Origin of the sequence: Streptomyces sp. NPDC079020 (genome assembly GCF_044542225.1) — a bacterium.
In the GTDB taxonomy this organism is placed as follows: Bacteria; Actinomycetota; Actinomycetes; order Streptomycetales; family Streptomycetaceae; genus Streptomyces.
Window position 1 is genome coordinate 119,042 of the sequence record NZ_JBITUB010000003.1, and the last position, 14,451, is coordinate 133,492.

General features: G+C 70.8%; 13 protein-coding genes and 1 tRNA gene. 10 read left to right on the forward strand and 4 right to left on the reverse strand.

Going from position 1 to position 14,451, the window contains the following annotated elements:
- Positions 1–162 precede the first annotated feature (162 nt).
- Both ACIGJO_RS07655 and ACIGJO_RS07660 read left to right on the forward strand, forming a co-directional pair.
- Positions 163–1,425 carry a sensor histidine kinase gene (locus tag ACIGJO_RS07655; protein ID WP_399953580.1) on the forward strand — a complete coding sequence of 421 codons (1,263 nt, stop codon included), beginning with the start codon at positions 163–165 and terminating at the stop codon, positions 1,423–1,425.
- Positions 1,422–2,102 (forward strand): response regulator transcription factor, encoded by a 681-nt coding sequence (locus ACIGJO_RS07660; protein ID WP_017242433.1) that lies wholly within the window; start codon positions 1,422–1,424, stop codon positions 2,100–2,102. The genes ACIGJO_RS07655 and ACIGJO_RS07660 overlap by 4 nt, the downstream gene beginning before the upstream one ends.
- A 177-nt stretch (positions 2,103–2,279) precedes the next feature.
- Here the strand turns inward: ACIGJO_RS07660 and ACIGJO_RS07665 are convergent, their stop codons facing one another.
- Entirely contained in the window at positions 2,280–2,936 is a 657-nt protein-coding gene (locus tag ACIGJO_RS07665; protein WP_399953583.1) for a DUF461 domain-containing protein, read from the reverse strand.
- A 781-nt stretch (positions 2,937–3,717) separates the two neighbouring features.
- Between ACIGJO_RS07665 and ACIGJO_RS07670 the strand changes: the two genes are divergently transcribed.
- The 7 genes from ACIGJO_RS07670 to ACIGJO_RS07700 all read left to right on the forward strand — a co-directional run bounded on the left by ACIGJO_RS07670 (position 3,718) and on the right by ACIGJO_RS07700 (position 11,406).
- The gene (locus tag ACIGJO_RS07670) at positions 3,718–4,200 is read left to right on the forward strand and encodes a CarD family transcriptional regulator (protein WP_003953493.1); all 483 of its coding nucleotides are present in this window, start codon (positions 3,718–3,720) and stop codon (positions 4,198–4,200) included.
- Between the two features lie 462 nt (positions 4,201–4,662).
- On the forward strand, positions 4,663–5,427 hold the full coding sequence (gene ispD / locus ACIGJO_RS07675) for a 2-C-methyl-D-erythritol 4-phosphate cytidylyltransferase (protein ID WP_399953586.1): 765 nt from the start codon (positions 4,663–4,665) through the stop codon (positions 5,425–5,427).
- Entirely contained in the window at positions 5,417–5,932 is a 516-nt protein-coding gene (gene ispF, locus ACIGJO_RS07680) for a 2-C-methyl-D-erythritol 2,4-cyclodiphosphate synthase (protein ID WP_266932171.1), read from the forward strand. Before ispD ends, ispF begins: the two co-directional genes overlap by 11 nt.
- Before the next feature lie 623 nt (positions 5,933–6,555).
- Positions 6,556–6,960 carry a PPOX class F420-dependent oxidoreductase gene (locus ACIGJO_RS07685; protein ID WP_399953590.1) on the forward strand — a complete coding sequence of 135 codons (405 nt, stop codon included), beginning with the start codon at positions 6,556–6,558 and terminating at the stop codon, positions 6,958–6,960.
- A gap of 170 nt (positions 6,961–7,130) precedes the next feature.
- Positions 7,131–8,531, forward strand: a complete 1,401-nt coding sequence (gene cysS, locus ACIGJO_RS07690) for a cysteine--tRNA ligase (protein WP_399953593.1) — start codon at positions 7,131–7,133, stop codon at positions 8,529–8,531.
- Between the two features lie 107 nt (positions 8,532–8,638).
- The gene (gene rlmB / locus ACIGJO_RS07695) at positions 8,639–9,595 is read left to right on the forward strand and encodes a 23S rRNA (guanosine(2251)-2'-O)-methyltransferase RlmB (RefSeq protein ID WP_266932164.1); all 957 of its coding nucleotides are present in this window, start codon (positions 8,639–8,641) and stop codon (positions 9,593–9,595) included.
- Between the two features lie 197 nt (positions 9,596–9,792).
- Complete coding sequence (locus ACIGJO_RS07700) at positions 9,793–11,406, forward strand: DoxX family membrane protein (protein WP_399953596.1); 1,614 nt, start codon at positions 9,793–9,795, stop codon at positions 11,404–11,406.
- Between the two features lie 266 nt (positions 11,407–11,672).
- Here the strand turns inward: ACIGJO_RS07700 and ACIGJO_RS07705 are convergent, their stop codons facing one another.
- The 3 genes from ACIGJO_RS07705 to ACIGJO_RS07715 form a co-directional block, all read right to left on the reverse strand.
- Positions 11,673–12,389 (reverse strand): NDP-sugar synthase, encoded by a 717-nt coding sequence (locus tag ACIGJO_RS07705; RefSeq protein WP_399953599.1) that lies wholly within the window; start codon positions 12,387–12,389, stop codon positions 11,673–11,675.
- A gap of 35 nt (positions 12,390–12,424) precedes the next feature.
- Complete coding sequence (locus ACIGJO_RS07710; protein ID WP_399953602.1) at positions 12,425–12,838, reverse strand: hypothetical protein; 414 nt, start codon at positions 12,836–12,838, stop codon at positions 12,425–12,427.
- Positions 12,839–13,061: 223 nt separating this feature from the next.
- Complete coding sequence (locus tag ACIGJO_RS07715; RefSeq protein WP_399953605.1) at positions 13,062–14,198, reverse strand: ABC transporter ATP-binding protein; 1,137 nt, start codon at positions 14,196–14,198, stop codon at positions 13,062–13,064.
- A gap of 179 nt (positions 14,199–14,377) precedes the next feature.
- On the opposite strand from ACIGJO_RS07715, the gene ACIGJO_RS07720 reads away from it, so the two are divergent.
- Positions 14,378–14,451: transfer RNA gene (locus tag ACIGJO_RS07720), tRNA-Thr, on the forward strand.

The following is a 14,451-nucleotide window of genomic DNA, read 5'->3' on the forward strand; positions in this document are numbered from 1 at the left end:
TCTGGGCCGTCCCCCACGCTCCCACGGTGCGTGCGCAACGCGTCCGGATCCGGCACCCGAAGTGAACCGGTACTTGCTCCTCGGTGAACTCTGGGCGACGAGTGTTCGAGATGGCACCCGGATGGCTGGGAGAGTGTCGGCGCACCCGCATAACCTTGAAGCATGGACGTGAACGCGGCGGTCGCCGCAGCTGCAGCGATCGCCGGGCTGTGTACCGGTGTGATCGCCATGCTGGCGTTCCGCTGGAGCGAACGCGACCTGAAACGGCCCACGCGTACGTCCCTGCGGCCCGACGGCAACGCGGCGCTGCCCCCGGGAGTGGACACGGTCCTCTCCGTGCTCAGCTCTTCCGCCGTCGTCCTCGACGAGAGCGACAGCGTGGTCAAGGCCAGCTCCGCGGCGTATGCGCTGGGCCTGGTCAGGGGCGGGCGCCTGGCCGTCGAGGCGATGCTCCACATGGCCAGGGACACCCGGCGCGACGGGGAGATACGACAGGTCGAGCTGGATCTGCCCCGGCGCGGTACGGGCCGGGGCGAGGCGCTCGCCGTCTCCGCCCGGGTCGCCCCGCTGGGCTCCCGGCTGGTGCTGCTCCTGGTGGAGGACCTCACCGAGGCCCGCCGCATAGAGGCGGTACGGCGCGACTTCGTCGCCAACGTCAGCCATGAGCTCAAGACGCCGACCGGGGCGCTCTCGCTGCTCTCCGAAGCCGTCATGGACGCTTCCGACGACCCGGAGGCCGTGGAGCGGTTCGCCGGCCGGATGCAGATCGAGGCGACCCGGCTGACCAACCTCGTACAGGAACTGATCGACCTCTCCCGGGTGCAGAACGACGACCCGCTGGAGGACGCCGAACCGGTCCGGGTGGACGAGCTCGTCGCCGAGGCCGTCGACCGCTGCCGCCAGCAGGCGGGCTCGAAGCAGATCACCATGGCCTCGGGCGGCACCGCGGATCTCTTCATCTGGGGGAACCGCGGCCAGCTCGCCGCGGCGCTCGGCAATCTCGTCGAGAACGCCGTCAACTACAGCCCCGCCCGCACCCGCGTCGGCATCGCCGCCCGCCGCATCGCCGCGCCCGGCGGGGACCTCATCGAGATAGCCGTGACCGACCAGGGCATCGGCATCTCGGAGAAGGACCGCGAGAGGGTCTTCGAGCGGTTCTACCGCGTCGACCCGGCCCGCTCGCGGGCCACCGGTGGCACCGGTCTCGGCCTCGCCATCGTCAAGCACGTGGCCGCCTCGCACGGCGGGGAGGTCACCGTCTGGAGCTCCGAGGGACAGGGCTCCACCTTCACCCTGCGACTGCCCGAGTCGGGCGTCGTGCGGGAGCGCACCACCGGCGGGCCGCTTATCGTCAACGGTGACGACGAGGGCTCGTACGAGACCGATACCTATGAACCATTCCCCGCCCCGGAGGCTCTTCCGTGACCCGAGTGCTTGTCGTCGAGGATGAGGAATCCTTCAGCGACGCCCTGTCCTACATGCTGCGCAAGGAAGGCTTCGAGGTGGCCGTGGCGGCCACCGGCCCCGACGGTCTCGACGAGTTCGAGCGCAACGGCGCCGACCTCGTCCTGCTCGACCTGATGCTGCCGGGTCTGCCCGGCACCGAGGTCTGCCGCCAGCTGCGCGGCCGTTCCAACGTCCCGGTGATCATGGTCACCGCCAAGGACAGCGAGATCGACAAGGTCGTCGGGCTGGAAATAGGAGCCGACGACTACGTGACCAAGCCCTTCTCCTCGCGGGAGCTGGTCGCCCGCATCCGCGCGGTGCTGCGCCGCCGCGGTGAGCCGGAGGAGGTCACCCCGGCGGCTCTGGAGGCCGGCCCGGTCCGGATGGACGTGGACCGCCACGTCGTCACGGTCTCCGGCGGCAAGGTCGACCTTCCGCTCAAGGAGTTCGACCTCCTGGAGATGCTGCTGCGCAACGCGGGCCGTGTGCTGACCCGTATGCAGCTGATCGACCGGGTCTGGGGCGCGGACTACGTGGGTGACACCAAGACCCTCGACGTCCACGTGAAGCGCCTCCGCGCCAAGATCGAGCCCGACCCGGGGGCGCCGCGCTACCTGGTGACGGTGCGGGGCCTGGGGTACAAGTTCGAGCCGTAAACCGGCGTCAGGCGTCCGGCGTCCGGCTCTGCGCATCCGGCTTCCGACGCCGCACGTCCGGCACGCACGATGTGTGACACGTGACGAGTGACGCGTGGTGACATGCGAAGGGGGCGCCTCCCGGCCGGGAGGCGCCCCCTTCGCATGTGTGTGCCGGTGTTCCGGCCGCCCGCGGACCTACGAGGCGGTGGTGGAGTCCGACGGAGTGCCCGAGGCCGGCGTGCCGGACGGGCTGTCCGAGGTCTCGCCCGGGGTCTGCGAGCTCTCGCCGGACGGCGTCGGGGACGTCTGCGCCGGCTTCGGCGACGGCAGCTCGGGCAGCGAGCTCGGGCCGAACTCCTCGAAGAAGCTGGTCGCCGGTACGACGGTGGCGCCGAGCCCGATGTCGCCGGTGCGGCTGAGCTTGAAGACGACCTGCTGGACGTTGCCGTTGCGGGTGGCCTCGCGGCCGTTCTCGATCACGGCGGCGGCGTTGCCCTTGCCGCCGATGATGACCCGGCCACCCGCCGGGACGATGATCGGGCCCTTGCCCTCGGCGGCGTGCAGCTTCACCTCGGCGTTGGAGCCCGGCAGCGTGATGGTCTCCAGGATCTCGCGCTTGTCGCCGTCGTTGAACAGCGTCGCCGAGACCACGGCAGGGCCTTCGGCGCCGTGCTCGGGCTGCGTGATGACGTTCGCGTTCTGGATCTTGATGTTGTCGACCGAGGTGGCCGCGTTGTCCGGCCTGACCTGGAGTGTCTGCGCGTCGTTGCCCGCGCTGCACGCGGACATCGAGGCGATCGAGAACACGATGGCAGTGGCGGCGAGAGCGCCGTGTCGAAGGCTGCGGCTCACGGCGGCGGCAACTCCTTGAACGTGTCGGACTGCGGACTTCGGACTCTGCGGACCCCAGCGCGGGCGGTGTAAAGCCGCCCTAAGTGTGTGTCAGCGAACTCAGGCTACCGAGCCGCCGCTCCCGCCCCGCACCCGACCCGCCCCCTGGGCCCTGTCCGAACGGAATCCCGCCCGTCGCGACGCCCGCCGAGACGCCCGTCGCGACGCCCCCGGGCGCCCGCCGAGACGCCCCAGCGACCCCTGGCCCCACGTGCCCCGCCCGTGCCGGCCCGCGCCCCCTGCGCGCGTCACCCGCATGCCCGCGCGGGCCGCTCCGCGCGACTCGGGGGAGTGGCTACGGGAACACTCCGGGCTGTTCCGCGGGCGCCGCGGGGATTCGCGGGCTGTTCACATTACGGGGGTGATCAATTTCCCGGACCGTGGCGTATTCCTTACACATAATCCGCGCGAGGGGCCGCCGTTGATCAAATTCATTGACGATCACCCCTTAGGTCCGGACGGGTGATCGATGTCCGAACGGAGTACGTAAAGTTCACTACCCGGAACCCGGCAAAACGGGACGTTCAACCCGTTCGGAGGGGGTCTCGGCGGGTGTGACGCGTGTGTTTCGCGTCGGCTGCACAGTGGCTCCGACCTGCGAATACCGGGTTCCGGAAGCCTTCCGCAGCACGTTCGTGTTGCTGTTGTCAAGCCCCGAGATATGCCCTGACCTGCGAAAACGCCATTCAGGAGATGCGGTTCTCGTGTTACTCTGGATAGCCACGGAAGGGGTACCTGTCACATGACGTTCAAGGTTGGCGACACCGTGGTCTATCCCCATCACGGGGCCGCGCTGATCGAGGCTATCGAAACTCGCCAGATCAAAGGCGTGGACAAGACCTACTTGGTGCTCAAGGTCGCCCAGGGCGACTTGACGGTTCGTGTGCCGGCGGACAATGCGGAGTTCGTGGGTGTGCGCGACGTGGTCGGGCAGGACGGGCTGGACCGGGTCTTCGAGGTGCTGCGCGCGCCGTACGCCGAAGAGCCGACGAACTGGTCCCGTCGCTACAAGGCAAATCTCGAAAAGCTCGCCTCCGGCGATGTCATCAAGGTCGCCGAAGTGGTGCGCGACCTGTGGCGTCGCGAGCGTGAGCGCGGACTCTCCGCAGGTGAAAAGCGCATGCTCGCCAAGGCCCGCCAGATCCTGGTGAGCGAGCTCGCACTCGCGGAGAACACCAACGAGGACAAGGCCGAGGCTCTGCTCGACGAGGTCCTCGCGTCCTGAACCGGATCGGATCACACCGGTCGTAAGAATGTGCAGCGGCGCCCGCTGACCAGCCGTTTCAACGGCTGGTCAGCGGGCGCTGCGGCATGTTCCGGCGCGGTTACCCATGCGTATTCCCCATGGTTACCCGGGCGTATTCCGGAGCTGCGCGGTCCGCGGGCGCCTGCCGTTCATGAGTGCCGTTCATGAGCCGACCGATCCTGAACCGGTGCGCCTTCTCTTTTTGGCCAAACCGCTACCGCGCAATTCGGCCATGTCGGAGGCAAAGGCTGTGCTGGTCCGCCCCCGCCAGTTGTTCCCGGCTACCGTCCCCCAGTAGCCGATCCCGAGCCGCACGGCGACCGACTCGACCGGGTGTCACGGAAGGGGCCCGGTTCAAGTCAGGTCGTCACGCCCGGCTCGCTGGGGCCATACCCATGTCGGCCGTGGAAACAAACCTGCCGAAGCTTCGGAGTACAACCGATGTCATCCATGTCACCGCCGCCCGATGAATCGCGCCAGCACCGCACCGCCGCGGTGATTCCCGCAGCCGGCCGGGGCGTGCGGCTCGGCCCGGGGGCGCCCAAGGCGCTCCGCGCGCTCAGCGGTACGCCCATGCTGATTCACGCGGTCCGCGCGATGGCCGCCTCCCGCGCCATCTCCCTGGTCGTGGTCGTCGCGCCACCGGACGGCGCGCCCGAGGTCAAGAATCTGCTCGACGCGCACGCCCTGCCCGAGCGCACCGATTATCTGGTGGTGCCGGGCGGCGAGACCCGGCAGCAGTCCGTGGCACTCGGCCTCGCCGCTCTGCCCGAGGACATCTCCATCGTCCTGGTCCATGACGCGGCCCGCCCCCTGGTGCCGGTCGACACGGTGGACTCGGTCGTCGAGGCCGTACGCGACGGGGCGCCCGCCGTCGTCCCCGCGCTCCCGCTCGCCGACACCGTCAAGGAGGTCGAGCCCGGAAGACCGGGGGAGCCGGAGCCGGTGCTCTCGACCCCCGTACGCGCCAGACTGCGTGCCGTGCAGACGCCGCAGGGCTTCGACCGGGACACCCTGGTGCGGGCGCACGCGGCGGTCGCCGTGGACGGTGAGGGGGCTACCGACGACGCGGGCATGGTGGAACAGCTCGGGGCGCCGGTCGTCGTCGTTCCCGGGCACGAAGAGGCATTCAAGGTGACCCGGCCGCTCGATCTGGTGCTGGCCGAGGCGGTACTCGCACGCCGGAGGGCGAACGATGGTTTCTGAGAACACCGGGGGCGCACCCGCGGCCCCCGTCATTCCGCTCGTCGGGATCGGTACCGACATCCATGCCTTCGAAGAGGGCCGCGAGCTGTGGTGCGCGGGCCTGAAGTGGGAGGGCGAGGGTCCCGGTCTCGCCGGGCACTCCGACGCCGACGTGGTCGCGCACGCCGCGTGCAACGCGCTCTTCTCGGCCGCCGGCCTCGGTGACCTCGGGCAGCACTTCGGTACGGGGCGGCCCGAGTGGTCCGGTGCTTCCGGAGTCACGCTGCTCACGGAGGCGGCCCGGATCGTCCGGTCAGAGGGCTTCGAGATCGGCAACGTGGCCGTCCAGGTTGTCGGCGTACGGCCGAAGATCGGCAAACGGCGCGAGGAGGCGCAGAAGGTGCTGTCCGCCGCCGTGGGCGCGCCCCTCTCGCTCTCCGCCGCGACCTCGGACGGGCTCGGCTTCACCGGGCGCGGCGAGGGGATCGCGGGGATCGCGACAGCCCTGGTCTACCGCGTGGGCTGAGGGGCTGAGGGGCTGAGGGGCAGGCGGGCGGGCTCGTGGGCCGGTGGGGGCGGGCCGGGCTGACGGACAGGCGCGGGGCCGGACGCGTACAGGCACCGGCCCCGCACCGTCCTCGCACCGGCGCCCGCCCCCGGCGCACCGGCGCCCGCACCGGGGGCGGGCTGGCGCCCGCAGCGCCCCCACCCGCACCCGGCCTGCACCGGCCCCGCACTGGCGCCCGCAGCGCCCCATCCGCACCCGGCCCGCGCCGGCCCCCGCACCGGCGTGGTCACGCTCCCGCTGGGCCTGGTCCTCGGCGCACTGTGCGCCGGAGCGCTCACCGAGACCGCCAACGCGCCCGCCCGCCGGGCTGGTGCCCGATCTCGTCGACGACCGGCGGCTCGGCCTCGCGACCGGGGCGCCGTCCTCCGTCTCCGGGCTCGCGGTCCTCGGCGGCGGCGCGGCCACCGGAGCCTCCTCGGCGCGCCCGGACCGGTCCTGTGGACGGTGCTCGCCGCCGTTCCGCTGGTCGGCGCCCCCTGGCATTCACCCTTCCGGCGGGCCGGAAGGGGAAGCAGTGCGGCCCGGCCGTGGTTGGCGGGTAGGAGCGGAAAGACAGCCAGCCCATCAGGAGGACGTACGCCATGACCGCCGAACTCTCCGAGAACCTCAAGAGCCTGCTCGACACGCCCGTCTTCGTCACCATCGCCACCATTCAGCCCGACGGCAGCCCGCAGCTCTCGCCGGTGTGGGTGAAGCGGGACGGCGACGACGTCCTGATCTCGACGACCGTGGACCGCCGCAAGGAGAAGAACCTGCGCCGCGACCCGCGCGTCACCGTGGTCGTACAGCCCGCCGACAACCCGTACACGTACGCGGAGATCCGCGGCACCGCGACCGTGACCACCGAGGGCGGCCAGGAGCTGATCAACGAGCTCGCGCAGAAGTACACCGGCAAGAAGTACGCGGAGTTCAACCCGAGCTCGGCCGACGACGCCCAGCGGGTGGTCGTGCGGATCACCCCGCGCAAGGTCGTCGGGCGCATCTGAGCCCGGGTCCGGTGGTCCTGCGGCCCGCTCCGGCGACAGCCCCGCAGTCCGCCGGGACCCCGCTCCGGCCGTCCGCGCGGGCCGGCGGCGCACATCCCAATATCAGAAAGTTGTCCCCGCGATCCCCAAGGGGTCGCGGGGCACTGGTGCGGGCCTACTACCCTTGAGGCGTGACTATTCGCCTGCATGACACCAGCGCCCGGCAGATCCGTGACTTCGTCCCGCTCACAGCGGGCTGTGTCTCGATCTACCTCTGTGGCGCCACTGTGCAGGCGGCCCCCCACATCGGGCACATCCGGTCGGGGCTGAACTTCGACATCATGCGCCGCTGGTTCACCTACCGCGGCTACGACGTCACGTTCATCCGGAACGTCACCGACATCGACGACAAGATCATCAACAAGTCGGCCGAGCAGGGCCGCCCCTGGTGGTCGATCGGCTACGAGAACGAGCGCGCGTTCAACGACGGCTACGACGCGCTCGGCTGCCTCCCGCCCACGTACGAACCGCGCGCCACCGGTCATGTCACCGAGATGATCGAGATGATGAGCGGCCTGATCGAGCGCGGTCACGCCTACGCGGCCGACGGCAACGTCTACTTCGACGTCCGGTCCTTCCCCGGCTACCTGGAGCTGTCCAACCAGGACCTGGACGACCTGCGCCAGCCCACCGGCGAGGGCGAGACCGGCAAGCGCGACCAGCGCGACTTCGCCATGTGGAAGGCGACCAAGCCGGGCGAGCCCAGCTGGCCCACCCCGTGGGGCCGCGGCCGTCCCGGCTGGCACCTGGAGTGCTCCGCGATGGCGCACAAGTACCTCGGCGCCGCCTTCGACATCCACGGCGGCGGCATCGACCTGATCTTCCCGCACCACGAGAACGAGATCGCCCAGGCCAAGGCCTTCGGCGACGAGTTCGCCAAGTACTGGGTGCACAACGGCTGGGTCACCATGTCCGGCGAGAAGATGTCGAAGTCGCTGGGCAACTCCGTGCTGGTCAGCGAGATGGTCAAGGCCTGGCGCCCCATCGTGCTGCGCTACTACCTCGGCACCCCGCACTACCGGTCGATGATCGAGTACAGCGAGGAGGCACTGCGCGAGGCCGAGTCCGCGTTCGCGCGGATCGAGGGCTTCGTCCAGCGGGTCACCGAGAAGGCCGGGGAGACCGTGCCCCCCGCCACCGAGGTGCCGCCCGCGTTCGCCGAGGCGATGGACGACGACCTGGGCGTGCCGCAGGCGCTCGCGATCGTCCACACCACCGTCCGGCAGGGCAATTCCGCCCTCGCCGCCGACGACAAGGAAGCCGCAGTCGCCCGCCTCGCCGAGGTCCGGGCCATGCTCGGTGTGCTCGGCCTCGACCCGCTCGACCCGCACTGGGCGGGGGAGGCGGACCGCGGTGAGGACCTGCACGGTGTCGTCGACACGCTCGTACGCCTCGTTCTCGACCAGCGCCAGTCGGCGCGCGCCCGCAAGGACTGGGCCGCCGCCGACGCCATCCGCGACCAGCTCAACCAGTCCGGTCTCGTCATCGAGGACAGCCCCAGCGGCCCCCGGTGGACGCTCGGACCGCGCTGAGCACCCCCTCTCGGCACCGGCCTGACCGGCGCAAATGTGCCGCCCGGCCGTCCGGGCGGCACACTTTCATTACGTACGTACTTCTGAAGCAACGAAACAGGTAGGTCATGGCCGGGAACAGCCAGCGCAGGAACCGCCGCACGTCCAACAAGAAGGGCATGCAGGTCGGCAGCGGTGGCCAGCGACGCCGTGGTCTCGAAGGCAAGGGACCGACGCCGCCCGCCTCCGCCCGCAAGGGACACAAGAAGAACCGGGTGGCCAACGCCCAGGCCAAGCAGGCCGCCGCCCGCCGCCCCGCGCCCCGGCGCGGTGGCGTCAAGGGCACCTCGGAGATGGTGGTCGGCCGCAACCCGGTCTACGAGGCCCTGCGCGACGGCGTCCCCGCGGTCACCCTGTACGTCCAGCAGTACATCGACAACGACGAGCGGGTCCGCGACTGCCTCAAGCTCGCGGGCGAGCGCGGCAACATCAACCTGATGGAGGCCCCGCGCCCCGAGCTGGACCGGATGACGAACGGCCTGAACCATCAGGGCCTCGTCCTCCAGGTCCCGCCGTACGAGTACGCGCACCCGGAGGACCTCACCAAGGCCGCGTACGACAACAACGAGGACCCGCTGATCGTGGCCCTCGACGGTGTCACCGACCCGCGCAACCTCGGTGCGATCGTCCGCTCCGTCTCCGCGTTCGGCGGCCACGGCGTGGTCGTCCCCGAGCGCCGCGCGGCCGGCATGACCGCCGGTGCGTGGAAGTCCTCGGCCGGCACGGCGGCCCGTACGCCGGTCTCCCGCGTCACCAACCTGACCCGCGCCCTGGAGGGCTACCAGAAGGCGGGCCTGACCGTCGTGGGTCTGGCGGCCGACGGTGAGCACACGGTCGAGGACCTGGAACAGCTGGCCGGACCGGTCGTCATCGTGATCGGCAGCGAGGGCAAGGGCCTGGGCCGCCTCGTCGGCGAGACGTGCGACTACCGGGTCCGGATCTCGATGCCGGGCGGCGCCGAGTCGCTGAACGCCGGTGTCGCGGCAGGCATCGTGCTGTACGAGGTGGCGCGCCGCCGGGCGTGAGCCCACCGCGTTCCACGGTTCCGGCCCCGTACGTGTCACGGGGCCGGGCCCGGCGCCGGTGATCCCGTCCCACGCGCCGCTTCGGGCCTGACGCGCCGAACACAGTTCCTAGATGCCCGAGTTTGGCACGATCTTGACGGGTCTCGGACACATCGGGGCTGTCAAGGCAGTGTCCTAACCACACATCACTCGGTTAGATGAGTGTGGACACCAGAACGCCTCGGTTCGACGAGCAACCCGCCCTGAGCATGACCAAGGTGGACAGCGACCCCGCGCAGGTCATCGTCAACCACGCCAGCTTCCGGGTGCAGCTCGCCCCGGGCCAGCGCCCACGGCTGCGCGGTGCCCCCGTGGGCACGGCCCGCATTCCCGCCATGAGCGGCTCCGGCGGCCGTCGGCGGGCGCCCGTCGTCTGGAGCGGGAGGTCCGCCCCGGGCGACCCGGGTGCGACCGGTCTCCTCCAGGCCGTACGCAATTCCACCGCCGGGCAGCTCGACGGCGGGCTGGGCGGGGAGTACGGGGACGGTCGCGCCGCGGGTGCGACGCAGGTCATCCCGCGCCTCGACGAGACCCAGCCCAACCCCGTACTGACCGCGCCGCTGCGGCCCGGACGCGGCAACGGGCCGCTGCTCCCGCCGATGCGGCAGGCCGTCGGGGCGTTTGACCCGGTCGACGACGGGCCGGACGGGCCGGGCGGACCCGGGAGCTACGACGAGGAGTACGACGAGAGCCCCGCCGCCCGGGACCGCCGCCACGGCAACGACCCGGTCCGGCACGCCTATTACCCCGGCCGCCGGATGAATCTGGGCGTCGTGCTGCTCCCGATGCGCGTCCTGCTCGGGTTCATCTCCATCTACGCCGGCATGGGCAAGCTGTGCGACCCCGTCTTCTTCGACGGCGGCGAGCGCGGTTCCATGGTCAAGTGGCTGAACTCGCTGCACCCCTGGGCCCTGGCCGAACCCCTCCGCGACTTCGCCCTCTCGCACCCCGTCGGCGCCGGCCTGACCGTCGCCTTCCTCCAGGTGGTCGTGGGTGTCCTCACCGTCCTCGGCCTCTGGCAGCGCGTCTCCGCCGTCGTCGGTGCCCTGCTCTCCGCCGCCCTGCTGGTCACGGTCAGCTGGCGCACGGTCGCCGTCTACGACGCACCCGACATCATCATGCTGGCCGCCTGGAGCCCGCTGATCATCGCGGGCGCGCCCGTCTACTCCGCCGACGCGCGCCTCGCCGGGGAGGCCTGGCGCAGGCTCGGCCCGCGCTCCGAGATCTGGGACCTGCGCCGTCGTGTGCTGCGCCGCGGCACGGTCGTCGCCACGGTGGTCGTCGGCCTCACCCTGCTGATCGGCTCGATGCTCGGCGGCGCCGTACGCTCCACCGAGGTCGTGACCGTTCCGGGCCCCCACGACAACCCGGTCAACCAGCTCCCCGGCATGCCGCTGCCCGGCGAGTCCACCGGCGAGCGGAAGGCCTCCCGCACCCCGGACGAGCGGCGCCCCCGGCCCACCCACTCCGGCGCCGCCTCGACGCCGCCCAGCAACGAGTCCACTCAGGGCACGGACACCACCCGCGAATCGGGGAACACGGCAGGGGCGGGCACCCAGCCCAGCCAGACCCAGGGCACCGGCCAGCAGCCCCCGCAGCAGACGACCCCGCAGCAGCCCCCGTCCAGCAGCGCGGGCCCGACGTCCTCCGGCCCCACCGGGACGGGCGGCGGCTCCACCGGCGGCGGTTCGGACAGCGGCGGCTCGTCCGGCGGTGACGGCGGCGGCTCGGGCGGCGCCGGCCGGAACCCGATCGGCGGCCTGCTCGGCTGACGGGCGGGACTGCCCACCGGCAGGACGGCGGACAGCGCCGGAGCGAGGGGGCGGGCACCGAATCCGGTGCCCGCCCCTGTGCGCGGCTCTCTGTGCCCGCCCCTCTGTGCGCGGCCCCCCGCAGCATTCTGCGCTGCTTCTGTGCCGCTTCTGCGTGGCCTGCGCGCGGCTGCTTCCGCGCTGTCTGTGCGCTGCCTGTGCGCGGCCTCCCCGCAGCCCTCTGCGCTGCCTGTGCGCGGCCTCCCGCGACCCCGTCCGCGGCTCTGTCAGCCCGTCTGGGCGCCGAGTTCCTTCGCGGCCTCGGTGAGGTCCTTCGCGGTGTCGATCGCCCGCCAGTAGGCCCCGTGCGGCAGCGGGTACCCGGCGAGGCTGCGCTCCCGGGCCAGCCGGGGGAAGGTCGTCCGCTCGTGGTCGCCCCGGTCGGGCAGCAGCTCCGTGAACGCGGGCGAGAAGACGTACACACCCGCGTTGATCAGATACGGCGAGGGCGGCGACTCGATGAAGTCCGTGATGTGCCCGAACGCGTCCGTCTCCACCGCGCCCCAGGGAATCCGGGGCCGGGCCAGCGCCAGGGTCGCCGTGGCGTCGCGCTCGGCGTGGAAGGCGGCCATCTCGCGCAGGGAGAAGCGCGTCCAGATGTCGCCGTTGGTGGCGTACCACGGCTGCCCCGGATCGGGCAGCCGGGCCGCCGCGTACTTCAGGCCACCGCCGCGGCCGAGCGGCTCCGTCTCGACGACGGTCGTGACGCGCAGCGGGAGATCGGCCGAGGCCAGCCACTCCTGGAGCACCTCGGCGAGATGGCCGCACGAGACCACGGCGTCGGTGACGCCCTCGGCGGCCAGCCAGGAAAGCTGATGGCCGATGATCGGGGTCCCGGTTCCGGGGATCTCGACCATCGGCTTGGGGCGGTCATCGGTGTACGGGCGCAGTCGCGAGCCCTGGCCACCCGCCAGGATCACTGCCTGCGTCGGATACGTATGCATGCCAGGCACGATATGCGGTGCCCGTACGGTCCGGCTCAGCTGAACTGTGCAACACCCGAGGCGAACGAGGTGTCGCAGACCGGGCGGGAGAAGCGGTGGGCGCGCGTCGGGCCGTACTGCTCGACGGCCGCCTTGCCCAGTGCCTTGGCGATGGACATGCAGTGCTGGGCGAGCGAGGGGCGCTGCTCGACGGCGCGCTGGAGATCGGTCAGCGCGGCGGCCGGGTCCTCCTCCTGGAGTTCCACGAGCAGCCTGTCGCGCAGGATGTCCTGCGGGGCACGCGGCTTGGCGCGCTTGGAGATGGTCTCCGAGGCGGCGGCCAGCAACGGGGATTCGTTGTTCTGCGCCGCCCACGGCACGCGGGTCACCGCGAGGGTTCCTGAGAGAACCATGACGACGGGCAGGACGAGAGCGAGGGTTCGGCCGATTCGGCGCGCGGTGTGGGTCACGCAGGCGAGCGTAGCGGGGAGTGATGAATTGACGACATTCCGTCACTCATGTGAGGGATGGTTCGAGATGGTCATTCGAATTAACGGTTGACGGACCGGGGTGAAATGTCTCATCCGGCAGGGTATTTCGAGCCATCCGCGAACGAAACGTGAACACGCCGCGTGCGACGCGAACGGCCCCGCACCCTCGAAGGATGCGGGGCCGTGCGTACGGCGTGCGTGATCAGCCGGTGAGGCGCTCACCGGTCGAGGTCGCGAAGACGTGCAGCTCGTCCGGGCGCGGGACGACGTGCAGCTCGGTGCCCTTCTCCGGAACGGCGCGGCCGCCGACGCGGACGACCAGGTCCTTGTGCTCGCCACCGACCTGCGCGGCACCGTAGACGAAGCCGTCGGCGCCGAGCTCCTCGACGACGTTGACCGAGACGGCCAGGCCGGCCGGGGCGTCCGAGGAGTCCTTGGTCAGCGACTTCGCGGCGGCGCCACCGTGCTCGACGATGTCGAAGTGCTCGGGGCGGATGCCGACCGTGACGGTCGTGTCGCCGCGGTCCGCGGCGGCGGTGAGCGCCTCGCGGGAGACCGGGACGACGCTGTTGCCGAACTTCACGCCACCGTCGGTGATCGGGACCTCGATCAGGTTCATGGCGGGGGAGCCGATGAAGCCGGCCACGAAGAGGTTCGCCGGGCGGTCGTACATGTTGCGCGGCGAGTCGACCTGCTGGAGCAGCCCGTCCTTGAGGACCGCGACCCGGTCGCCCATGGTGAGGGCCTCGACCTGGTCGTGGGTGACGTAGACGGTGGTGATGCCCAGGCGGCGCTGGAGCGACGCGATCTGCGTACGGGTCGAGACACGGAGCTTGGCGTCGAGGTTCGACAGCGGCTCGTCCATGAGGAAGACCTGCGGCTCACGCACGATGGCACGGCCCATCGCGACACGCTGACGCTGACCACCGGAGAGCGCCTTCGGCTTGCGGTCCAGGTAGTCGGTGAGGTCCAGCATCTTGGCGGCCTCTTCGACCTTCGCCCGGATGTCGGTCTTGTTCACACCGGCGATCTTGAGCGCGAAGCCCATGTTGTCCGCGACGGACATGTGCGGGTAGAGCGCGTAGTTCTGGAACACCATGGCGATGTCCCGGTCCTTGGGCGGCAGGTGCGTGACATCGCGGTCACCGATGCGGATCGCGCCGCCGTTGACGTCCTCAAGACCCGCGAGCATGCGCAGGGAGGTCGACTTGCCACAACCGGAGGGACCGACGAGGACGAGGAACTCGCCGTCCGCGATGTCGATCTCGAGCTGGTCCACGGCCGGCTTCGTGGAGCCGGGGTAGACGCGGGACGCCTTGTCGAACGTGACACTGGCCATGCTGATTCTTCTCCTCAACCGGCAGGAACGTGCCGGACGATCCGAGTAAGGGAGTGGTCTGGTCCACTTGAGTGGGCCCGAGGTGACGCTACCTGGCGTTTTCGAATCTGTCAGTAGTCCTGGTCACCCGGAATATCCCGTCCGGTCCCCGCGCGTCGTTGGATACACTGCTCCGGCACGCCTCCTTAGCTCAGTTGGCCAGAGCAACGCACTTGTAATGCGTAGGTCGTCGGTTCGAATCCGACAGGGGGCT

Coding starts and splice junctions, on each gene's coding strand:
- ACIGJO_RS07715 (WP_399953605.1), bottom strand. CDS start 14,198: ATGGCCAGTGTCACGTTCGACAAGGCGTCCCGCGTCTACCCCGGCTCC.
- rlmB (WP_266932164.1), top strand. CDS start 8,639: ATGGCCGGGAACAGCCAGCGCAGGAACCGCCGCACGTCCAACAAGAAG.
- ACIGJO_RS07700 (WP_399953596.1), top strand. CDS start 9,793: ATGAGTGTGGACACCAGAACGCCTCGGTTCGACGAGCAACCCGCCCTG.
- ispD (WP_399953586.1), top strand. CDS start 4,663: ATGTCATCCATGTCACCGCCGCCCGATGAATCGCGCCAGCACCGCACC.
- ispF (WP_266932171.1), top strand. CDS start 5,417: ATGGTTTCTGAGAACACCGGGGGCGCACCCGCGGCCCCCGTCATTCCG.
- ACIGJO_RS07655 (WP_399953580.1), top strand. CDS start 163: ATGGACGTGAACGCGGCGGTCGCCGCAGCTGCAGCGATCGCCGGGCTG.
- ACIGJO_RS07705 (WP_399953599.1), bottom strand. CDS start 12,389: ATGCATACGTATCCGACGCAGGCAGTGATCCTGGCGGGTGGCCAGGGC.
- ACIGJO_RS07685 (WP_399953590.1), top strand. CDS start 6,556: ATGACCGCCGAACTCTCCGAGAACCTCAAGAGCCTGCTCGACACGCCC.
- ACIGJO_RS07670 (WP_003953493.1), top strand. CDS start 3,718: ATGACGTTCAAGGTTGGCGACACCGTGGTCTATCCCCATCACGGGGCC.